At 45.8% G+C, this 22,335-nt stretch carries 19 protein-coding genes, 1 other RNA gene and 1 pseudogene; 19 read left to right on the plus strand and 2 right to left on the minus strand.

Translation table 11 applies throughout. The features are described from left to right. Positions 1-45 precede the first annotated feature (45 nt). The 16 genes and pseudogenes from ssrA (at position 46) to C8R30_RS04850 (ending at position 18,128) form a co-directional block, all read left to right on the plus strand. Positions 46-406, plus strand: a transfer-messenger RNA (tmRNA) gene (ssrA, locus tag C8R30_RS04760). A 730-nt stretch (positions 407-1,136) separates the two neighbouring features. Continuing rightward, on the plus strand, positions 1,137-1,427 hold the full coding sequence (locus C8R30_RS04765) for a nucleotidyltransferase family protein (protein ID WP_107789666.1): 291 nt from the start codon (positions 1,137-1,139) through the stop codon (positions 1,425-1,427). Continuing rightward, on the plus strand, positions 1,420-1,776 hold the full coding sequence (locus C8R30_RS04770) for a HepT-like ribonuclease domain-containing protein (RefSeq protein WP_090671396.1): 357 nt from the start codon (positions 1,420-1,422) through the stop codon (positions 1,774-1,776). Before C8R30_RS04765 ends, C8R30_RS04770 begins: the two co-directional genes overlap by 8 nt. 1,357 nt (positions 1,777-3,133) lie before the next feature. Further along, positions 3,134-6,235 (plus strand): annotated as a pseudogene (locus tag C8R30_RS04790) (TonB-dependent receptor domain-containing protein); the annotation flags it as partial. Positions 6,236-6,630: 395 nt separating this feature from the next. Next, positions 6,631-7,065, plus strand: a complete 435-nt coding sequence (gene gspG, locus C8R30_RS04795; RefSeq protein WP_090671406.1) for a type II secretion system major pseudopilin GspG — start codon at positions 6,631-6,633, stop codon at positions 7,063-7,065. 6 nt (positions 7,066-7,071) lie between these two features. Then, positions 7,072-8,256 carry a type II secretion system F family protein gene (locus C8R30_RS04800; RefSeq protein ID WP_090671409.1) on the plus strand — a complete coding sequence of 395 codons (1,185 nt, stop codon included), beginning with the start codon at positions 7,072-7,074 and terminating at the stop codon, positions 8,254-8,256. Beyond that, positions 8,253-9,944, plus strand: coding sequence for a GspE/PulE family protein (locus tag C8R30_RS04805; RefSeq protein ID WP_107789668.1), 1,692 nt, complete (start codon positions 8,253-8,255; stop codon positions 9,942-9,944). The genes C8R30_RS04800 and C8R30_RS04805 overlap by 4 nt, the downstream gene beginning before the upstream one ends. Continuing rightward, positions 9,925-10,764 (plus strand): hypothetical protein, encoded by an 840-nt coding sequence (locus C8R30_RS04810; RefSeq protein WP_258191935.1) that lies wholly within the window; start codon positions 9,925-9,927, stop codon positions 10,762-10,764. The genes C8R30_RS04805 and C8R30_RS04810 overlap by 20 nt, the downstream gene beginning before the upstream one ends. Continuing rightward, the gene (locus tag C8R30_RS04815; protein WP_107783379.1) at positions 10,757-11,293 is read left to right on the plus strand and encodes a PilN domain-containing protein; all 537 of its coding nucleotides are present in this window, start codon (positions 10,757-10,759) and stop codon (positions 11,291-11,293) included. Before C8R30_RS04810 ends, C8R30_RS04815 begins: the two co-directional genes overlap by 8 nt. Further along, the gene (locus C8R30_RS04820) at positions 11,275-11,829 is read left to right on the plus strand and encodes a hypothetical protein (protein WP_107789669.1); all 555 of its coding nucleotides are present in this window, start codon (positions 11,275-11,277) and stop codon (positions 11,827-11,829) included. Before C8R30_RS04815 ends, C8R30_RS04820 begins: the two co-directional genes overlap by 19 nt. 1 nt (position 11,830) lies before the next feature. Continuing rightward, entirely contained in the window at positions 11,831-12,406 is a 576-nt protein-coding gene (locus C8R30_RS04825; protein ID WP_107789670.1) for a hypothetical protein, read from the plus strand. Beyond that, positions 12,406-14,661: a secretin and TonB N-terminal domain-containing protein gene (locus tag C8R30_RS04830; protein ID WP_107789671.1), complete on the plus strand. Its 2,256-nt coding sequence runs from the start codon at positions 12,406-12,408 to the stop codon at positions 14,659-14,661. Before C8R30_RS04825 ends, C8R30_RS04830 begins: the two co-directional genes overlap by 1 nt. 1 nt (position 14,662) lies before the next feature. Beyond that, complete coding sequence (locus C8R30_RS04835; RefSeq protein ID WP_090671430.1) at positions 14,663-15,169, plus strand: type II secretion system protein; 507 nt, start codon at positions 14,663-14,665, stop codon at positions 15,167-15,169. After that, a complete protein-coding gene (locus C8R30_RS04840) occupies positions 15,169-15,558 on the plus strand; it encodes a type II secretion system protein (RefSeq protein WP_090671433.1) in 390 nt (129 codons plus the stop codon). The genes C8R30_RS04835 and C8R30_RS04840 overlap by 1 nt, the downstream gene beginning before the upstream one ends. Further along, the gene (locus C8R30_RS04845) at positions 15,552-16,208 is read left to right on the plus strand and encodes a type II secretion system protein (RefSeq protein ID WP_107783381.1); all 657 of its coding nucleotides are present in this window, start codon (positions 15,552-15,554) and stop codon (positions 16,206-16,208) included. Before C8R30_RS04840 ends, C8R30_RS04845 begins: the two co-directional genes overlap by 7 nt. Positions 16,209-16,418: 210 nt before the next feature. Further along, entirely contained in the window at positions 16,419-18,128 is a 1,710-nt protein-coding gene (locus tag C8R30_RS04850) for a tetratricopeptide repeat protein (protein WP_244888089.1), read from the plus strand. A gap of 22 nt (positions 18,129-18,150) precedes the next feature. Here C8R30_RS04850 and C8R30_RS04855 read toward each other — a convergent pair whose 3' ends face one another. Together C8R30_RS04855 and C8R30_RS04860 are read right to left on the minus strand one after the other, a co-directional pair. Beyond that, the gene (locus C8R30_RS04855) at positions 18,151-19,335 is read right to left on the minus strand and encodes a YfiM family lipoprotein (protein WP_146162678.1); all 1,185 of its coding nucleotides are present in this window, start codon (positions 19,333-19,335) and stop codon (positions 18,151-18,153) included. 98 nt (positions 19,336-19,433) lie between these two features. Beyond that, positions 19,434-19,976 carry a Slp family lipoprotein gene (locus C8R30_RS04860; RefSeq protein ID WP_090671444.1) on the minus strand — a complete coding sequence of 181 codons (543 nt, stop codon included), beginning with the start codon at positions 19,974-19,976 and terminating at the stop codon, positions 19,434-19,436. A gap of 363 nt (positions 19,977-20,339) precedes the next feature. Between C8R30_RS04860 and minC the strand changes: the two genes are divergently transcribed. The 3 genes from minC to minE are packed head-to-tail and all read left to right on the plus strand — an operon-like array spanning position 20,340 to position 22,177. Beyond that, entirely contained in the window at positions 20,340-21,050 is a 711-nt protein-coding gene (minC, locus tag C8R30_RS04865; RefSeq protein ID WP_258191936.1) for a septum site-determining protein MinC, read from the plus strand. Positions 21,051-21,074: 24 nt separating this feature from the next. Continuing rightward, positions 21,075-21,884: a septum site-determining protein MinD gene (gene minD / locus C8R30_RS04870; RefSeq protein WP_107783385.1), complete on the plus strand. Its 810-nt coding sequence runs from the start codon at positions 21,075-21,077 to the stop codon at positions 21,882-21,884. Beyond that, a complete protein-coding gene (gene minE / locus C8R30_RS04875; RefSeq protein WP_090671455.1) occupies positions 21,884-22,177 on the plus strand; it encodes a cell division topological specificity factor MinE in 294 nt (97 codons plus the stop codon). The genes minD and minE overlap by 1 nt, the downstream gene beginning before the upstream one ends. The last annotated feature ends 158 nt before the right edge of the window (positions 22,178-22,335 follow it).

The following is a 22,335-nucleotide window of genomic DNA, read 5'->3' on the forward strand; positions in this document are numbered from 1 at the left end:
ACTTTCGAGTAGCAAAGCTATCTTATGTTACAGATTACATTCCACGGGGGCGATCCGGCTTCGACGTGGGTTGCAAAGCAGTGCAGGGCATACCGAGGATCAGTCACCTCGTAAATCCATCTGAAAAACAATAGTCGCAAACGACGAAAATTACGCTTTAGCCGCTTAATCCGGCTAAACTCCACACCGGTGGGCCTCAACGCCGGGTCTGGCGACAGACAGTGGAGTCACTAACGAGGATCGTATTTTGCAGGGTTACTTTGCAAAATACTAAAAAATAGGTAACTCGCCTTTTATCAGCCTGCCAGTTGGCGGATAAATGGTTAAATTAAATAGCTAGGCTAAGTATGTAGAACTGTCTGTAGAGGGCTTGCGGACGCGGGTTCAATTCCCGCCGCCTCCACCAACACCAAAAACCAACCCTTCATCCGGTTGGTTTTTTTTCGCCTACTCCCGCGTGTTTACGTGGGTTCCCGCGGATTCTTGCGGACTTCGAGGTTTCAAGAAATCCCACAAATTCGCTCAATTTTTCTCTCTTCGCGTCATTATTCTCTCCACCTCTGGCCATCAGGCAAGTGCGAAGTCCACAAATTTGTACTTATTTAATAATATAAATCAAAGGATTACGCTCGAACTAATCAAGTGGTTTATTTTCAGCATTGGTAGGCGGAGGGAACTGTGGCATTGTGTTAATCTTTGTTGCTGGATATCTCGGTTATACGGGGGCAAAAAGATTCGACAAATGGCGCAGAACGGGTCGATAATCGCATGGGATAACTTTCGCTATAATTCTTATATTGGATGATCCTAAGCTCTGGCAAAATTTCTTAATTCAATTAAAAGGAATGAGTCATGTATAACCCTTCATTTGACGAATGGCTTCAGTTTGTGCCACGTCCTGAACCATTACCCGCAGGAAAACATTTTCACGTTTTTATCCAGTTATCGTTCAGTCAGCCGCCTATGGGTGTTACAACTCTATGATATCCTGCGCAATCTGGGAACCTACAGATGTACTACAGTACAGATGTAGCAAATGTTATATTATCGAATAGTTTTGAATGGATAAGTTGTGCCCGGCGGTTTCGGGCGTATTCGAAAGCTTGAAGGTGAATCCGTCCCTCGGAGGTTGAACGATGAACAGACAGCGTGCTCTTGAGCTGCTCAGCCGCAGCAAGCCGGAGTTGCAGGCCCGTTTCGGTGTGACCCGATTGGCGTTGTTCGGCTCTACCGCTCGCGATACGGCAATCAACGGCAGCGATGTCGATGTGCTGGTGGCCTTTGACGGACCTGCCACCTCCAAGCGTTATTTCGGTGTGCAGTTCTACCTGGAGGACCTTCTTGGCTGCCCGGTCGATCTGGTCACCGAAAAGGCTCTGCGCCCGGAGCTGCGCCCCTATATCGAACGGGAGCGGGTTAATGTCTGATGCCAGCCAACGTGAATGGTGTTTCTATCTCGACGATATGATCGACTTCGCCGGAAAGGTGCTGGCCTACACCGACGGACTCGACCAAGCTGGTTTCGTGGCGGGCGGACTCACCTATGATGCCACCCTGCGCAATCTGGAGCTGATTGGCGAAGCCGCAACCCACATCCCGGACGACATCCGTGCTGCCCATCCCGAAATCCCATGGCGAATGATCATTGCCACCCGCAACCGTCTCATTCATGGCTATCTCGGTATTGATGACGACACGCTCTGGAGCATCATACAGGATGATGTGCCCGGGCTACTGTCGATGCTCAAGGCGCTGAAGAACGAGGCGCAGTCATGAACCCCAGCGGTGTCAAAATCATCGACCGCGTCTCCCCCTGTCGAGGCGATCAAGCGACTCAATCCACCCGGTGAGTCATACCATAGAGTTTATCGAAACTCTACCCTATCTTTACGAAGCAAATCAAGGCGCTCGCTACAGATGATGAGCTCAAGAAACTTCAGGTCGAACTCAAAGTGACAGCGTTCGAGTTATATACTTTTTGGCTACCGCTGAGATTATTTACCTGGTACTTGCTTACCCCAAGAATGTGAAAGACAACTTTACCAACGCTGAAAAGGTTAAGCTGAAAAAATTGACCAAATTACTCAAAGATGAGGTTTGAGCATGAGTGTTTTTAACGAATTAAAAGCTTCTCTTCAGGAGGCTGTCGATATTAAACAAGGTGCGAAATCACCCTCTCGTTTCTTCTACGAGCTGGCGTCGCACTAAACTCTGACTATGCTGCCGACTTTCAAATGATAGTGGTGCGTCAGCACACGCCCGGGAACCATTTCACGCTAGAAATGCTGTCCTAGAACCACACCGTCAACGTCGCACAGTACTCTCAAAAAGCGCATGACAAATGATCATCTCTTGCTTTAGCTTTACTACGCATCAGTTTTTATTCGCTACCAATATTTTTAATGAGTTAGAAGATTTTTTTCATATCGCTAATAACCACCATCACCAAAGACCAACCCTTCATCCAGTTAGTTTTTTCGCCTATCGCCGTGTGTTTGCTCGGGTTTATGCGGATTACTGTGGACTTTGAGAACTCAAGTAATCCCGTAAATTCGCACATTTTTTCTCTCTTAGCGCCAATATTCACTCTCCACCCCTGGATCTTTTTGCTTGATCTATGCGACTTGCTGAGTTAGCGATTTAAACTGATTAAGAAACAGCGGATGGGCAAAAACCACTCAATCGTTGATAACTAAGGGGGCTGGCATGCCCCTGTTCATCCACCATCGTCCAGCAACGTTGTGTAGAGATCGGCTTCCCTGCAGGTGTCTACGGTCTCGGGTGCGTAAGAATCCGGGTTCCGTGCATCGAGCTGGAAGTGGTATCTAATCGGTAGTGCTACTCATGCAAGAGTCAACAATGGGGCTAACGCTTCACATCACGGCGATTAACAAAAATAGTGTGGAGAAAGCGGGGTGCTTTTTACATGACATTTTTATTGTCTGTCACATTCTCTTCATATTTCTTAAGTAGTATCTGAGCACTTTCGATCACCTGGGGTGTTTAGCCCGCAATTGATGATCTTCTCCAAACTTTAATGATAAATATCACATTGGCATTTTATCTGTATGTGCTGATGGAGAGCTGTAAACACTTTTCATACCTCTGCTAGTAATCAAGATACGAGTTGATAATGAGGCAATTTATTAATGCTGTTATTTTCTTTATTTTTGCGTTCGCGGTAACCGATTCGATTTGGGCAAGAAGCGATAACGCAAAATTTTCAATAAATTTGTTTCAGGAAGGATTGCCGGTAGCAGATGCAGAGATTTTGATAAGCAGTGATCAGCCTATCAGGGCCGATGCGCGTTTTATCGATAGCAGCGCCACTTCATATATTTGGCGTGCAAGTGATGGAGCGCCTATCACCACTAACACCAATGGCAGTATTGCCGGTAGGCTGCCGCCAGGAAACTATCAGGTTCGTATTAGAACCTTAAAGAACCAGCTGTTTGAGTTTGATTTGCCGTTGCGGCCGGCGGAAGATGTGCAAATTTTAGTGACGTTTTATCCTGATGACAGAAGCCCGTTGCTCAATATCGAAAGTTCGGAAGCCGGTATTCTGGCGGGAGCGGAGTCGCCCATTCCTGCTGTTGAATTAGTGGGGGAGGGGACGATATCCGCGCAAGTCGTGTCGGCAGAAACACAAAAACCGGTAAAGGATGTACAGATTTTCATCAGTGGTCTGAATCAACGATTAAGAACGGACGAGCAAGGCCGAGTGCAGATCAATGTTCCGGTAGGCAAATACAGTGTTTCTTTATTGCATGCGGCCTACAATAGCCAGACGCGAGACGATGTGGAAATAGATAAGGATGAATTGACTGAACTGTCTTTCAGTTTAACTCCGGCGGGTGTCGAGCTGGCGGAATATGTCGTACTGGAGCCCCATCTGGCAGGTACTTTGACAGCAGTGATCGAGGAGCAAAAAACATCTGCAGAGGTTGCCACGATCATGAGCGCTGAGCAATTTAGCCGAAGCGGGGATTCCGATGTGGCCTCCGCATTGAGAAGGGCTTCTGGGTTGACGTTGGTGGGTGGGCAGTTCGTGTTCATTCGTGGCTTGGGGGAACGATTTTCTTCGACTCTGGTAAATGGTGCCGCGATTCCAAGTCCTGATCCCACGCGCCGGGTGGTGCCGCTGGATCTGTTCCCAACCAGCGTACTAGAAAGTGTGCTGGTACAGAAAACCTATTCGCCCGATCGCCCTGGTGAATTTGCGGGTGGAACCATCGAGCTGCGCACTAGGGGTATTCCGGATGAATTTTTCTTTAACCTTAATGCACAGATTGGCGTGATCGATGGTTCAACCTTTGCCAAATCGTTGTCTTATAAAGGGGGCGATCTGGATTTTCTTGGCTTTGATGATGGCACGCGCGCTATACCAGACTCGATTGCCGATGTTACCGCGGGAGGAGCGCGGATCGATACGAAAACGATTTTTAATCCGAAAGGGTTGACGCCTGCCGAGCTTGAAAGATTGGGGGAGGATCTGTCAGATAACTGGGATGTCAAGCAAAAGAGCGGTACACCTAACGGCAATATCCAGGCGTCGATGGGCGATGTGTTCGAATTAGGTGATTTTAGGGCAGGCTATATTGCCGCCGCCGGCTGGCGTAGTGAATTCAGGAATCAGAATGAAATCAACCGTGCATTCATCTCCACCAATAGAGAAGATAATGCACTGACTAAAATACAGGAGTTCAATCTTAGAAGATCGATGCAGGAGATACAGTTGAATGGTTACTTCGCGGCCGATATTGAATACAAGGATAACCACCGATTGTTTACTAAAAATATGTTTCTGCGCCAATCGATCGATGAAGCAAGGATTGCTCAGGGGTTCACTGACACTGAGTTGACGGATATTCGAAGAACACGTCTTAGATTCTTTTCCAATCAATTGCTGATGCATCAATTTGGGGGATCGCATGTTTTTGATTGGGCAAAAAATTTAAAAGTCGATTGGTTGTATACCAATGCAACGGCAGATAGAGAAGAGCCTAAAATGCGCGATTATCGGTTTGATCAGATCAGCCCGGGCGGGGATGCTTTTGCGTTCTCCAGACGATCTGACAGTAACCAGACTTTGTTTGCAGATCTAAAAGATAAGGATCAAAGCTGGCGTACCGATGTCAAGCTACCAATAGAGTTTTCACCCGACTATAAATTTTCGGTAGAAAGTGGCTTTATAACCCAAAATAAATCGCGAGTTTCCAGTATTCAGCGTTTCACCTATATCCCTGTCGGGCCAGATGCGAGAAATCCGGCTATCCTTGCCTTGCCATCACTGGAGTCCATTTTACAACCAGCCTATATTGGCCCGAATGGTTTCCAGATTCGCGATACGACCCGCCCCACCGATAGTTTTACTGCAACACAGGATTTGTTTTCTTACTATGGCAAGTTGGATGCCAATTTCTTCGAAACACTCAGAATATCGGGTGGCTTACGCTGGGAAGATAATAATCAGCGTGTGGAAACATTTCAATCGGTGGCCAATATGAATGCGCCCATTGTTTCAAAAATCAACCGAATCGATATGCTACCCTCCGTATCTGCAACCTGGTCGATCTCAGAAAAACAGCAATTCAGGACAGGGTTTAGTCAGACGATTTCCAGGCCGGATTTCAGGGAGTTGTCACCTGCGCCTTTTACGGACCAGAACACCAATCAGGAGACTATCGGTAATCCAGATCTGAAGCAGACTGCTATTACTAGTTACGATGCACGTTGGGAATATTATCTGTCACCGAACGAGACGGTGCTGGCCGGCTTTTTTTGGAAAGATTTAACGCTCCCGATCGAAGTGGTCGCCGTGCCGGGCAACGCGGGGTTACTGACTTTTCAGAACGCAGATAAGGCGCGTGTATATGGGGCGGAATTCGAATTAATAAAAAATCTAGGGTTTATTCACCCGCGGCTCGAGCATTTTACGATCGGCGGTAACTATACTTGGTCAACTTCAAGCGTTCAGCTCAACGAGCAAAATCTACAAGCTCAGACTACAGCCAATAGACCGCTACAGGGGCATTCGAGGCATATCATCAATTTTCAACTGGGCTATGACAACCCACAGTGGGGAACACAGGCTACGCTCTTATATAATGTGGCTAGTCAGCGTATCGAATCGGTGGGGTTGCTCGGCGCACCCGACAAATTTGAACAGCCCTTCAATCAACTTGATTTCGTGCTAAGCCAGAATGTCAATAAGTGGCTATCCATGCGCTTGACCATGAGGAATTTAATGGATGATAAATTTGTCGTGAAACAAGGTGATGAAGTCACCCGCGAATTCAGAAGAGGGCGTGAATTTGCATTGGGGGTCCGCATCAATTTCTAGGTGATGTCATCGGTGAACCGTAAGATATACAATGTCTTGGATAAAGCAAACCTCTATCGAGAGCGTGTTGGTTAGCATTTCTTTTTTTGGGGAGAGGATTGATTGCTTGCCAAAGCTTGACCCGATACGAGTGACGCCTTACCATGATTAATAGTCAAGATGGGGAAATTATAAAAGCAGTATGATTTTCCTATAAATCACTACGCCATGAATTCCTGAATGGCATATCATGAATGCTGCGAGTGTGTTTCACAAATCCCAAAAGTATATTTGTTGAGAGGTTGAAAATGGAGCGTTGCTGTGCGCAGTTACACGTAAATGCAGAGCGTGGATTTACGTTGCTTGAATTACTGGTGGTGATGGTCATCATCGGGTTGTTGGCCGCTTATGTGGGTCCTAGATATTTTTCACAGGTAGGAAAATCAGAAGTCAAGATGGCGCAAGCTCAGATTGATTCGCTTGAAAAAGCATTACATCAGTATCGTTTGGATGTGGGAAGTTATCCCACAACCGAGCAGGGGCTCAATGCGTTGGTCGCGCGCCCGGGCAACGAGCCGAAATGGCAAGGTCCCTATCTCGGTAAAACACCTCCTGCCGATCCTTGGGGGCGGCCTTATCAATATAGATACCCGGGTGAGCAAGCAGAGTTCGATCTGTTTTCATTAGGCAAAGACGGTCAACCGGGAGGTGCGGGAGAAGCTGCCGATATCACTAATTGGTAAACAGTGATGCGTTATACCGTAAAAGCAGTACTCGCTAAACAAGGCACAGTGCTGCTGCAGTTGGATGCGGCCAACGAAGAGGAGGTACGCAGCCAGATTGCTGCCCAGGGCGGGATGGTATTGAGCATCCAGCGAAACTTCGCGGGTTGGTTGCCTAGATCTAGAACACGTTTCCCGCTCACCCATTTCAGCCATGAACTCCTTTCTCTTTTAACGGCAGGTCTGAGCTTGGTAGAAAGCATCGAAACGCTCATTGAAAAAGAAGAAGATGGCGGGGTGCGTAAGATCATAGAAGAAATGCTTGCGCGCTTATACGAGGGGATGACATTCTCGCATGCGCTGGAAGCATATCCTCAAGCATTTCCCCCACTTTATATCGCAACGATCAGAGCAAGTGAGCGAACAGGTGATTTAACCGAAGCCCTGACGCGGTTTATCGCTTATCAGACGCAAATGGATTTGGCGCGGAAAAAAATGGTAGGCGCTTCCATTTATCCGGTGTTGTTGTTAGTGCTTGGAATGCTGGTATCCGTTTTTTTGTTACTTTTCGTGGTACCTAAGTTCAGCGCCATTTATGAAGATATCGGTGCAGATTTACCTTGGATGTCGCTCATGTTGATCAAATGGGGGCGGCTAGTGCATGAAAGTGGCTGGATGTTAGCTGGAAGTGCGGCTGTAATTTTTTCATTACTTGTGTATGGGTTTACACGTGCTGCGTTTCGTGCCCGACTGCTGCAAGGTTTATGGCGAATTCCGGCAATCGGCGAGCGCATGCGGATTTATCAGCTTGCGCGCTTCTATAAAACGCTGGGGATGCTGCAGCGTGGCGGTATTCCGATAACGAAAGCGCTGGAAATGGTAAGCGATCTTTTACAAGCTCATTTCCGGCCGCGGGTCATCATGGCGGCAACCCTTATTCGTGAAGGTAAAACCATTTCCAGCGCCATGCAAATTGCTGAGCTGACAACGGCAGTCGGTAACCGGATGCTACGGGTAGGTGAACGAACGGGTCTCATGGGAGAAATGATGGAGCGTATCGGCAATTTCCATGATGAAGAAATCGCCCGTTGGGTCGAATGGATGACTAAACTGGTCGAGCCATTATTGATGGCAGTTATCGGTACCGTGATCGGTGGTATCATCATTTTGATGTATATGCCTATTTTTGAACTAGCGGGAAGTATCAATTGATCGAAGCTAGCTTACCGTCATCAACAAAACCTGTGATTGATTTACAGCAGCTTGCACAGGCGCGTCAGCAGGCTGTGATCCAGAAAGCGCCTGTCATCAAGATACTGGAAGATATTGGCAATTACTCACCCAATGAATTGATCGAAGAGTTGGGTCAGTTGTTGCGGATGCCCGTGCTAAAAATGGAAGATTTACACGAGTTGCAGCCAGCTTTCGATATTTTGTCGTTTGCAGAAGCGGTCAAACAGGAGTGTGCGCTATTTCGAAGAGCGCATGAATACATACTCGCAGTATCTGACCCTTTCAAATCTTATTTGTACGCATGGGCAGATGAGTATATTCCAGTGAGTGCGACATGGTATCTGGTCCATCCGGCTGATTTATCTGCTTTCTTTACTCAGCAGGAAAAAAACATGCGGGCGATGGACAATGTTTTGCCGACTGAGCAATATGGAATGACAGAGGCAGGCATCGAAGATCTGTCATTAAAGACAATTCATGAAGGAACGAGTAAAGTCGTCAGGCTGGTGCATTCCACTTTATATGATGCGCATAAATCGCAAGCCAGTGATATTCATCTAGAAACTGTACCTGGTGCGCTGGCGATTAAGTATCGGATCGATGGTGTATTGACCATGATCGGGGTCATGCAGGGCGCTGATTTGGCGGAACAGGTTATTTCGCGAATTAAGGTCATGTCCGATCTTGATATTGCCGAGCGCCGTATTCCGCAGGATGGCCGCTTCAAAGTTTCGATTCAAGGGCGAGAAATTGATTTCCGCGTCTCGATTATGCCAAGTATTTTTGGTGAAGATGCGGTACTGCGGATTCTTGACCGTCAAGCGCTCACTGATCATGTTGAAGGATTAACGCTCAATCAGCTTGGCTTCGGCCAATCAGCCATTGCCAGTATACGCCGGTTGAGTTCGGAGCCTTATGGTATGTTGCTGGTGACTGGACCGACGGGAAGTGGCAAGACCACTTCACTATATGCGGCTATCTCGGAAGTGAATCGTGGTGATGACAAAATTATCACCATTGAGGATCCTATCGAATATCAGTTGCCAGGGGTGCTGCAGATCCCTGTCAACGAAAAAAAAGGCCTCACTTTTGCACGCGGCTTACGTTCAATTTTGCGGCATGATCCCGATAAAATTATGGTGGGTGAAATCCGTGATGCCGAAACAGCGCAAATTGCTATCCAGGCAGCGTTGACTGGCCACTTGGTATTTACCACGGTGCACGCCAATAACGTTTTTGACGTGATCGGTAGATTTTCTCATATGGGTGTCGATCCCTATAGTTTCGTTTCAGCGCTGAACGGTATCGTTGCGCAGCGGCTGGTTCGCCAGTTGTGTCCTCATTGCGTTGTTGAAGAGCAACCGGATGATCAATTAATTGCCGAATCGGGTATCCCCCTTGAAGAGACAGCAAATTATCAGTTTCGGGTTGGCAAAGGATGCGGGCAATGCCGGGGGAGTGGCTATCGAGGACGGAGTGCAATTGCTGAGATTTTGTTGCTCAATGACGAAATCCGAGAATTGATCATCGCACAGGCGACAATCCGTCGTATCAAAGAAGCTGCCCGACAAAACGGTACCCGGTTTCTACGTGAAGCAGCTCTGGAGATGGTAAAAGCAGGACAAACTAGTTTGTTGGAGGCTAACCGTGTCACGATTGTGGCGTGATCAAATTCAGATTTTTTTTGCACCCGGTCGAGTGGATATGGTCAGAACATTCCGCGGAATAAAACCCAAGCAATCGCCTAAAATAGCGACCAATTCAGTTTCTCAGCAGGATGCAGTTGCATGGAATGCTACTTTGCGTCAGTTGGAACAAATGGTGGAAATGGAAAATGCTTCATCAAGCTTGGCGGGTGCGGAGATGTCCGTGACGCTCTCAAACCATTTCGTGCGCTATGCGGTTGTTCCACCTCAACCGGAAATTACGGAACCTGCAGAATTGCTGGCTTTTGCTCACTTCCATATGCGCGAAGTATATGGAGAGCGTGTCGAAAATTGGATGGTGAGTTTGAGTGAGGGAGGGCCAGATAAGGGAGTGGTGAGCGCAGCGATTGAGCGCGATCTTTACCAAGCACTGGAGGCGCTCTCATTGCGTCATCGAATCAAGCTGAAGCAGATCGAACCCTACCTGACTGTAGCTTTCGATCAATGGTGTACATCATTTGACGATAAGCGATTATGGTTTGTTGTCATTGAGCCGGGAAGATTGTGCATTGTTCTGATTTCCAATGGTAATTGGCAGTCAATCCGGAATCAACGAGTCGTACGCACACTAGAAGACGAATTATTTGCTTCACTTGAGCAAGAGGTTATTTTATCCGGTCATCGAGAGCCGGTTGAACGAGTGTATTTATGCGCGCCAGAACATGCGAATTTGGCATTACCGGCCGATCGAGAGTGGCAGTTTGTCTTTTTGCCGAATAGTAAAATACCCGCACCTCGACATTTTCCTTCTATATTGGCAAGGAGAACGGATTATGCATAGCCTAAAACTTAAGTTTCCTTACGCGGGACAGCGAACCAGTGCGGTTGATTATCTATTGCTCGGATTGGGAATTTTTGCCCTGATCGTTTGTATTCATCAGATGAAATCGGTCATGGAGGAAATCGCATATTGGGAATCGCGCATAGCGCGTTTTGAGCAACAGCAGCAACATAGAAAAACGCCCAGAACACCGATTGCGCGAGTCACTCAAGAAACTCAGCAAGAGCTCAAACAGGCTGCTGAGGTTTTAAGGCAAATCAATTTGCCGTGGGAAGCATTGTTTGACTCGCTGGAGTATGCAATGAGTAAAGATATTGCGTTATTATCCGTGCAGCCCAATATAGCCAGTCGTTCGATACGAATCACCGGTGAAGCGAGAAATCTTGCGGGATTGACTGATTTTGTAGAAGCAATGGAGCGCGAGACTATTTTTGAGAACGTACATTTACTTAGCTATAAAGTGAAACAAGAAAATCCCTATCGCCCCCTTGCCTTTACTTTGACTTCTGCATGGATCGATCTGCTTTAGAAAGACTATTGGTCCAGGCGCGCTGGCAAGCATCGAAGCTGACAACAATAGGAAAAATAGGCGCGGGCTTGCTCATGCTCGCCTTTGTCTTTTTTATGGCGGCTATTTCACCCCAAAATGAGGAGCTTGAGAAACTTGCAAAAAAAGCCGCATCGTTGCAGCAGCAAACTCGCCTTAAATCTGGTGAAAGCGTTAGGCTGGATGATAATCAGGCTTTACAGGTTTTTTATGATTTCTTTCCTAATATCGACTCATCACCTTATTGGATCAAGGAGTTAGACAGGGTAGCTAAGAAAAGGGGGGTTGAGCTAACTGGTAGCGAATATCGATTAATACAAGATAAAGAATCGAAACTTGTGCGCTACGAGATGATTTTGCCTGTGCGTGGCAGCTATCCACAAATACGCGCTTTTATAGCTGATGCATTGGAAGCGGTTCCAGCGATCGCTTTGGTTGATGTCATCATCAAACGTGAAGATATCAAAGCCGGGAAGCTGGATGTTCGTCTTAGTATGAATCTTTATTTACACAACTGAAATGGATAAGCGCGCGACTCGCATTCGCCGATTGGTTTTAGGTGTTGCTTTATTGGCAACATTGCTTGCCGTGATAGGGCTGGAAGAGAGTGATCTCGAATTGGAGGAAGTTACAGTACAACCGATTTTACCTACTCGATCCGATTCGGCTAACGCGCGTAGTAAAAAAAGTGATGCAGGACCGTTGCTTGTAGAACAACTTGGGCAACGAACTTTTAGCGCAGAAGCGGATGATATCTTTGCGGCGGCTTCCTGGGAACCGAAGCGGCCCATTGCGAGTGTTTCTCAGTCTTTTTTTGCGTCCAGACAGAATACGCCGCCCCCTGTCGCTGCACCACCGCCCGCTCCGGTAGCGCCTCCACTGCAATTCAAGTACGTTGGCAAAGTGATTGAGGGTAATCGAACGAGCGTGTTTCTTTCTATTGCAGAAAATAACTATGTCGCCAAAGAAGGTGAACGTATCGATGCTAACTACCGGCTCGATCGTATACGCGACGATGTGATCGAGTTCACTTATTTACCGCTAGGTATCAAACAGACGCTTTTTATCAATAACGATAACCGTGGAAGGCTTTAATGAAATTAGTCAGAAATGTCTTCGCTATCTTGCTGCTGGCATTATTAACGAGCTGTGCGACTTATTCTACCCGTAACCAAGCGTTTACGGAGGGTAAACAATTGATTGCCCGGGGACAATTGGATGCGGGTTTGAAAAAACTCGAACAAGCAGCTTATGAAGAGCCTGAAAACAAGGAGATTCGGGCAGTCCTTACACGCGAGCGGGAGGCAATTATCGGTCAAATGTTGATCGATGCGGAAAATGACCGATTGGCGGGAGAGCTCGATCTGGCCGAACAAAAGTATCGCCATGTCCTGGAGATCAACGCTCATAATGAACGGGCAAAAGCAGGCTTGGAAGCGCTCAACCTAGAACGATATCAGCAAGGCATAATCAATCGGGCAAAGGAATTGCTTGCACAAAATGATGTGGAAGGTGCGGAAGCCGCTGTAAGAGCAGTTTTGCAAGAAAACCCGTTACATGAGGGTGCGCGCCAGTTAGTCAAACTGATTAACGAATATATCGTACGTACTGAAGATCCTGGATTGGCGCTCGTTTCGGCTTTTCATGATCCCATTACCATGGAATTTCGCGATACGAGCCTGAAATCTGTCTTCGAGCTCATTTCGCGTACTGCAGGGATTAATTTTATTTTTGACCGAAATGTTCAGCAGGAAGCTAAAACATCGATTTTTGTGCGAGATAATCCGATAGAAGACGTACTGAAATTGTTGTTAATGACCAATCAGCTTGCTTACAAGATTCTGAATAACAATACACTGTTGATTTATCCAGATACGCCTGCCAAGCAAAAAGAATATCAAGAGCTGGTGGTGCGCAGTTTTCATGTGGTGAATACCGATGTCAAGCAGATGGTTGCGATGATTAGAGGGTTGGTCAAGGCAAAAGATATTTACGTTAATGAAAAACTTAACCTTTTCGTGATAAGAGATACGTTGGAAGCGATACGTTTGGTAGAGCGCCTGGTCGCTATTAATGATTTTCCTGATCCAGAGGTCATGCTGGATGTCGAAGTGCTGGAGATTAATCGCAATCGACTCATGGATCTCGGGCCTAGATTGCCACAGAGTGTCTCCTTCAGTGGTGTGCCGGGTGCTGGGGCTGCAAATGTGGCATTGGATCAGATTGGATTTGGGTTGAGTCATTTTGCTGTCAATAATCAAGTTGTTATTGATCTTAAAAAGAATCTTACTGTCAATGATATTCTTGCCAATCCGCGTATACGGGTTAAAAATCGCGAGAAAGCAAAAATTCTTCTGGGCGATAGAATTCCTATTTTTCAATCGAATGCGACAGCGACCGGCGTGGTATCTCAGAATGTCACCTACATTGATGTGGGGCTGAAATTAGAGGTCGAGCCCGTTATTTCATTTAACAGCGAAGTATCCATAAAAGTCTCACTAGAAGTGAGCACGCTCGGCGCTAGAGAAACGCAGGGCAATGCAACCGCTTTTAGAATTGGCACACGCAGTGCAGAGACGTTGTTGTCGTCAAGGGATGGTGAGACACAAATATTGGCAGGTCTCATTCAGGACAGCGATCGGCGGGCTTTTGCCGGTATTCCGGGTTTAATTGATTTGCCTGTATTGGGTAGATTATTCACGAACCAGAATTTTAATCGGGAAAGGACGGAAGTCGTTTTGCTGGTTACGCCACGGATTGTGCGTAATGTTACACAACCGACCAAGCTGGAAAGTGAATTTCACTCTGGCACGGCTAACGCAGCAGGTCGCCTACCTGTAACCATTCGGAAAACGGCGCCGCAATCGCTTGCTATGGCGCCTTCAGGCCCCGCATCCAATATTCGTTCTGTCTTTGGAGGTGCAGCGCAGCCTGCTTTTCCATCTGAGGATGCGGATTTAGCACCCAACCCATTTGCTGCAGCGGCTGCACAATCTAGTGGGGCGACGCCAACACTGAGTTTGTTGGCGCCGTCTACGGTGGGTATGGATCGTGAATTTACGGCTACAGTAAGACTCGTTACTCAAAATACTCGCTTAACGAGTGAGCTAAATCTGACCTATGATAAAGACATGCTTGAAGTACTGGATGGTGGCGAGAAATCGGGAACGCGCACGATCAAGCTTGGCAGGGAAGAACCAAGTGGGATGACGGCGGTCATACGTTTCAAAGCAATTAGTGCAAATCCTGGCAGTACCGAAATCGCAATTCAAAGTATGGCGACGCAAGATGAGAATGGCAACCCCGTAGAAGTCAATTTACCCCCCGCCGTGAGTATAGAAATTCAGTAGTATGCAAAAGAGAAATACCGGATTATTAGTATCGGTTTGTCATGGATTTACCTTGGTTGAGTTAATGGTTGTCGTGGCCATCGTAGCGATACTGGCTTCTGCTGTTATGCCTTTTCGTGAAATTGCAATCAAACGCGAGAAGGAACAAGAATTGCGCCTTGCTCTGCGTCAAATTCGTACAGCTATTGATGCATACAAACAAGCTACTGATGAGGGATTAGTGGAAAAGAAAGCGGATGAATCAGGTTATCCGCGTAAGTTGGAAGATTTGGTGGAAGGGGTGCCCAATATCAAAGATCCTAAAAAGAGCACAATTTATTTTTTGCGGCGTTTGCCTCGCGATCCAATGGTAACGGATTTCGATGAAGATTTGCCGAGTGCCGATACCTGGGGAAAGCGTAGCTATGAGAGCCCGCCCGACAATCCTGAAGAGGGAGATGATGTTTTTGATGTTTATTCGCGTTCCGATCGTGTGGGGTTAAACGGCGTGCCCTATAGTCACTGGTAATGAGTATATTAGAAATTCGCCGGCGAACTGGGTTTACGCTCATCGAATTGTTGGTCGTGATGGCTGTTATTGCCACCTTGCTGAGCATCGTATCGCCAAGATATTTTAATTCGGTCGATCGGGCCAAAGAAGCGGTACTACGACAAAATCTAAGTATCATGCGTGATGCTATCGATAAATTCTATGCGGATACAGGTGCTTATCCATCCAGTTTGGAACAATTGGTGGAGGAACGGTACATTCGTGCTATTCCGATTGATCCGATGACAGACAGCGCTTTCACTTGGATTGAAGTGCCTCCTCCTGACGAAGAGTTAGAGGGTACCTATGATGTGCGCAGTAGTTCAGACAGACAAGCGCTAGACGGAACGTTTTACGATAAATGGTAATATGCGAAGGAGGCGCTTGCCAAGAGCGCGGTTATATCTATCTATGGACATTATTTGCAGTTGCGCTGGCGGGTGTTACGCTAGCAGGTGTTGGCCCGATGTGGCAAATTGAATCTCAACGGCAGAAGGAAGTGGAACTTTTATTTGTGGGCGATCAATTTAGACGTGCGATCGAATCGTATTACAATCACTCAACCGGAAAAGCGAAACGGTATCCAGAGTCACTTGAACAATTATTGGAGGACCGAAGTGCCTTGGTGATCAAGCGTCATCTAAGAAAAATATTTTACGATCCCATGACTAATAGTTTGGAATGGGGATTGATCGAGCAGCCTGAAACAGGTATTACAGGCATCTATAGTCTGTCACCCAAGGTGCCTATCAAACGAGCCAATTTTCCTGAGCAATACTCAGCTTTTTCAGAAGCTAAAAGCTACAAGGATTGGAAGTTCGTTCATGCTGCTGAGTCAACTACGGATACCGGGAAGCAACGATCCCCTTCCTCTCAGTCAGGAACTTCCGGTACTGCGTCAACCAACCCTTTTTCTGGCAACCCTGCTTCATCGGGGGCGAATCCTTTCTCGCAAAACCAAAACCAGTCACCTGCAAGTGGCGCTAACCCCTTTTCGCGTGGCTCAGCAACAGAGTGAAATGTCGCGCTCTTTGGGGTGGAGTCGTTTGATTGAAGGCAAGCTTCGTATGTTTGTTGAATTCCAGTGTAATAGTATTAATCGCCTGTTGTCAGGGAAAAAACGATATTCAGCACGTGTCAAGTTGGCTAAATATACCGTACTATAAGAACTGGTTTTATTTTTGTTAGTCTTAATGTTTTTATTGGCTCGATTTAGATGAATTTTAGAATGTATTGGATATGGTTACTCCTTGCACTGGCAGGCTGTATGCAACTTCCCAAGGTTGAAGGCCCACAGGGTGCAGATTTCGCTGGAAAAACTCAAAAAGGGCAGTCTCTTGTACCCAAGCAGGAATTAACGAGTGAAATATTGTTTGATTTTTTACTCGGTGAAACGGCATTGCAACGAGATAATCTCGATGTCGCGGTAGAAAGCTATACGAGGCTTGCAAAGAAAACGCGCGATCCCCGCATAGCAGAGCGCGCAACCGATATCGCACTGCGTGCACGTCGGTCTGATGAAGCGGAGCAGGCGGTGGTCTTGTGGATCGAGCTGGAACCTGATGCAATCAATGCACGACAGGCAGCAGCAGCGCTATTTGTAAGTATTGGTAAATTAGAGAAGGCACGTCCGCACCTTGAGAAATTACTGTCTTCAGACAGGAGTGCTGCTGATAAAGGTTTTATGCATCTAAGCAGGCTGCTGTCGCGCCATAGCGATAAAAATGCAACATTAAAGCTGATGCGGCAACTCGCAACACCTTATCCTGATTTGCCCGAAGCGCATTTTGCCGTTTCTCAGGCTGCATGGGCTGCTAATCAGCTTGAGCTTGCGCTCAAAGCAATGAAGCGGGCATTAGCTTTGCGTCCTGACTGGGAGATAGCCGCAATTCATCAAGGCCGTATCTTGCAGAAGATTGCTAACGCTGAAGCAATGGCTTTTTATGAAAATTACCTGGCAAAATACCCTAAAGCAAATGACATGCGCATTGCCTACGTTCGCATGCTGATGTCAGAGAAAAACTTCGCTTCGGCTCGAGATCAATTCGAGAAGTTGATGGTAGAGAACCCCTTTAATGCTGATATAGCGCTTGCCGTTGGTCTATTATCGCTCGAATTGAATGATATCGCCGGGGCGGAGGAAAATTTTAAAAAGGCATTGGATTTGGGTTATGAGGACCCTGATAATATTTATTTTAATTTGGGACGTATTTATGAAGTCACCCAGCAAACTGAAAAGGCAATGGAATTTTACCGCCAAGTCAGCGGGGGTGAACGATATTTGCTGGCTCAAATTCGTTACGCAGTTTTACTCCTTAGGAAAGAAGGGATAGGTTCTGCACGTCATCATTTGCATCAATTGTCCCCTGAGAATGATCAGCAATATGCGCAGTTAATACTGGCTGAAGCGCAACTGCTGAGAGAAGTAAACGCTCATGATGAAGTTTTCAATTTATTGGATAAAGGTTTGTCGAAGATCCCGGATCATCCTGATCTGCTATACGATCGCGCTTTGGCAGCGGATAAAATCGGGATGTTTGATATTACGGAAAGGGATTTGCGTAAGTTAATTGAGCTGAGACCGGATAACGCACATGCTTATAATGCATTAGGCTATAGTCTGGCAGAGCGTGGTTTGCGTTTACCAGAAGCATTGGCACTGATTAAGAAAGCAGTCGAACTAGCACCTGATGATCCTTATATTATGGATAGTTTAGGTTGGGTCTATTACCGGATGGGAAAATTAAATGAAGGGTTGAATTATTTGAATTTAGCCTTTGCATCTCGACCTGACCCAGAGATTGCTGCACATTTGGGCGAAGTGCTTTGGGCCAAAGGTGCAAGAGAGGATGCTGAAAAAATTTGGCGTTCTGCACTCGAGGCGAACCCAGGTAATGAAGTATTGTTGGATACCATGAAACGCTTAATGCAAGAGTGATGATGTGATATAGCTAATTTCTTTAATTGAGTATTTTAAGTGCATTAACGCGTTGTTCGATTTTTTTAATCATGTGCTGATAGCGGAGAGTGTCGGTTCCTCCAAAACGTCGAGTAAACTCTGATTCAGACAAATGCTCAGGAAGATCAGACCAATAGGGCATCAGATCAGTATCTTTAAGTGCATTTGAGCTCATCATCACTTGCAGCCTGTGCGCAGAGGCAGGGCTGGCAGTTGCTTGTTCGGCAAAGCGTATGCCAGCTTGATTTGCGGCGATATCATTAAACGAAAAGCCGCTACCTGAACGCGAATCTTCTATTTCTTTATAAATACCAATCGCATCGGAAAGTATTGTGTCCGCATAGGCTGTGATGGCTGCCGATGCCATGAAATGCTTGGCAAAATCCCTTCGCCCATCAAGCGTGATATTAAGTCTGGCAGGATGAGGCCAATTGCTTGTTTCGGGAGAAAGCAGCTTAAAAGGGAGGCCCAGTACATGAAATGTTATCGCGAGTATGGCAGCACGATTTTCCTCTGCAGGGTTGTTCTCATTGGTAGATCGACGGGCGGCAAGTTGCATTGCCGATGTCAGGTATTCAGAAAGTGGAATGGCGGTTCTATTTCTAAAGTGCTCGTTATTAACTAACATGAGATGGTAGCGAAGCACGCTTTCTCTCTCTTGTTGGTTAATTATTGGCACCGCATTTGCTAAATCGCTCGTTTTTTCAAAGACCTCGCCATCCCACCGATAAATAATGCTGAGACCTTCCGGGGATATACTGATATGTTGAAGCATGTCCAATCCCGCATTGAATTCCGAATAATTATGTTGTAACCAATAAAGAAATTGTTGTGTGAGTAAACGTGTCAGAAATTCTGGAATGAAAATATTTCCAATTCGTAGTGACTGTGGGGAAGGAAAATGATTGGTTTCTGTGAAAGCAACCTCAAGATTTAGGTAGCCACTTAGCCAATCATTGGGTAGGGGGTACGTCAGCTGGAGGAGCGCCCCGCCATCTGTCAATGACGTTTGTGCACGACCATTGGCGAAAAGATGGGTCAGATAGTTGATGGCAATATCGATATCTTCTGGAAGAATGTTGGCGATCGTTATTTTCCCCGGATAAGCATCCCGGCGATGCTTATCAATGATGTGCTTGAAACGTTCTATATGCTCGGGTGCAATGTTGGCACTCCTTTCAATCAATGGCTTATTTTCAATGGTTAGATACAGTATGGTTACAAGTGAAGAAATAAATAGTAATGAACAGATTGCTGCAAACCGAATAAATTTACCCAACTTTTTTACCACCAATAACGATAGGGTCCGTAGTAACCTCTGAAAAAGTAAGGATTGCCATAATAAGGATAAGGCGGGTAGCCATATCTACCGGGTCCATAATAGTTATATCGGTAATGCTTTGGCCACAAGTAAATGGCGGTAGCGGCAATAAGCGGAACACGTATAGTTTTATTGCCAATGGTGCGTTCTATGTCCCCTTTCAGTGTGCCAGCAACTGTAATTTCGGTATCTTTGGCATAAACAGCGGGATCTAGAAATTCGCTGCTTTCTATGACGAATCGACCTTCATTCTTTTTAGCGATCTGTGGATAACCTTTGTAATCGAGCGGATAAAATAAAACTTGTACTAAGCTGAAATCTTTTTCATTTTCCACATCTATGATGATTCCACCCCAGCGGACAGGGACGTTCTTGTAGGCCTCGATGTTTTGGCTTGCTGCTTGATAGGGTACAGCAGTAACTGGGAAATCTCTTACTGCTGGCGGTAAGCTGGTGCATCCACTCATAAGAAGAAATAGAGTGAACAATAATAAAGGTGATTTCATATGACCTCCTCTCATGGCCATGGCTCTTTTTCCTGAAGGAAAATCGCGGCAAGCCAATGCAATCGTAATAACCTATTTGACAAAGAATGGTCGGGATAATTTCAATGTAAGTGGTTGTGGTACGCTTTTGGCCACATACCCGTTTTAACATTTGATATGTGCTGAATGGAAAAAAACTAATAAGCTAAAGTTAAATACTTCGAATATTGAGTAAAATTATTTGCACCTTCCGATTGAAAGGTATAATAACCGTTTTGCTATCAACTTAATTAAATTGATAATGACATTATCTTCTCTTATTGTTGTAGCCCGCTGATTTTACTGATGTCAATAGATCCCGAGAAAATGCATGGAGCCCAGTCTGTGCTGGAAATTAAAAGTAGCACTTTTTTTGTGCCGGTAATGGTTCTGTACAGTAATGATTTGGTATTGATTGAACAAAAGCTGCAGCAAAAAGTATCGCGAGCGCCGGAGTTTTTCAGTAACTCGCCTATCGTATTCGATCTGCAAGAATTGAACAATAAACATCAAGAAATAGATGTCATAAAATTAGTGGAGGTGATTCGCAAAAATGGCCTGTTTCCTATCGGAGTGCGAGGAGGTAATGAATGTCAAGTGGTACAAGCAAATTCGATTTATATCCCTGAAGATACGACTCGCGGAAATCAGAGCATAACAACAGAAACACCTAAAATATCTACTTCTGTTCCTGAATCCCAACCCAAGACTAAGGAAGAGATCGTCAACAATACCGCAACATTGATTACCCAGCCCGTTCGCTCGGGCCAGCGTATTTATGTATCTGGTGATTTGATTATATTGACGCAAGTTAGCGCAGGAGCTGAGATCATGGCTGAGGGTAATATTCATGTTTACAACACGCTAAGAGGAAGAGCACTTGCGGGGGTTCAGGGTAATACTGATGCAAGAATTTTTTGTTTTGATTTGCAGGCCGAGCTTATTTCAATAGCAGGGGACTATAAAACGAGTGAGGACCTTAAAGAAGTTGCTCGAAAGAAACCCGTGCAGATCTATTTGCAGAACCATGCTTTGATCGTAAAAGAATTAATATAGGATATTTCAGCTAAGGAGAATCAATTGGCAAGAATTATTGTCGTTACATCGGGCAAAGGAGGGGTGGGCAAGACGACCACAAGTGCTGCAATTGCCATGGGACTGGCAAAGAGAGGGCACAAGACAGTTGTGATCGATTTTGATGTGGGTTTACGTAATCTTGATCTCATCATGGGTTGTGAGCGGCGAGTTGTTTATGATTTTATTAATGTTATTAACGGAGAGGCCAATCTTAATCAAGCGTTAATACGTGATAAGAACTGCAATTTACTTTATATTCTGCCAGCGTCACAAACGCGTGATAAAGATGCATTAAGTTTGGAGGGCGTAGGAAGAGTTTTGGAAGAACTCTCCAAGGATTTTAAGTATATCGTATGTGATTCACCTGCAGGTATTGAGAAAGGAGCCAATCTGGCCATGTATTATGCAGATGATGCATTTGTCGTGACCAATCCAGAAGTATCTTCTGTCAGAGATTCGGATCGCATGCTGGGAATACTGGCGAGCAAGTCTCGCAGAGCTGAACTGGGAATGGAGCCTATTAAAGAGTATTTGTTACTGACGCGGTATGATCCAGATCGAGTAGAATCGGGAGAGATGCTTAGTTTGGATGATGTGCAAGAAATATTGTCCTTACATTTGTTAGGCATCATTCCAGAATCGAAATCCGTTCTCAATGCTTCTAACTCAGGTATTCCTGTAATTTTGGATGAAAAAAGCGATGCGGGCCAGGCTTATGCTGATGTTGTGGCTCGTTATCTTGGCGAAAAAAGACCCCACCGTTTTATCGAGAGTAAGAAAGGGTTCTTCAGGAAGCTTTTTGGAGGGAAATAATGAGTCTACTAGATTATTTTAGATCATCTAAATCCAAAACAGCCTCTGTTGCAAAAGAAAGATTGCAGATTCTCGTCGCACATGAGCGTTATTATCGCAATAAACCTTCTTATTTGCCGCAATTACAAGAAGAATTACTGGCCGTGATTCGTAAGTATGTCAATGTGGAGCAGGATGCTATTTCAGTAAAATTTGAGCAAGATGAAAATCAAGAAACGCTTGAGCTGAATATTGTATTACCTGATGCTCAGGGCAGTAAAAGTGCAGCAGAAATTGCCAAAAGTAGTCTTTGATTAATTAGATTTGACTGCGACGAGCCGGGCGTCTCAATGTGCTTATCTCAAATTAGCAATTTGAGATAAATAAGAAAACGATAGTGAATTGTTGAGTCTATAGGCCATATATCGATTTTGTGATGGAGAAATGGGCCGTATGAACGGTAAGCGTTATT

The organism is Nitrosomonas nitrosa, from assembly GCF_003051105.1.
In the GTDB taxonomy this organism is placed as follows: domain Bacteria; phylum Pseudomonadota; class Gammaproteobacteria; order Burkholderiales; family Nitrosomonadaceae; genus Nitrosomonas; species Nitrosomonas nitrosa.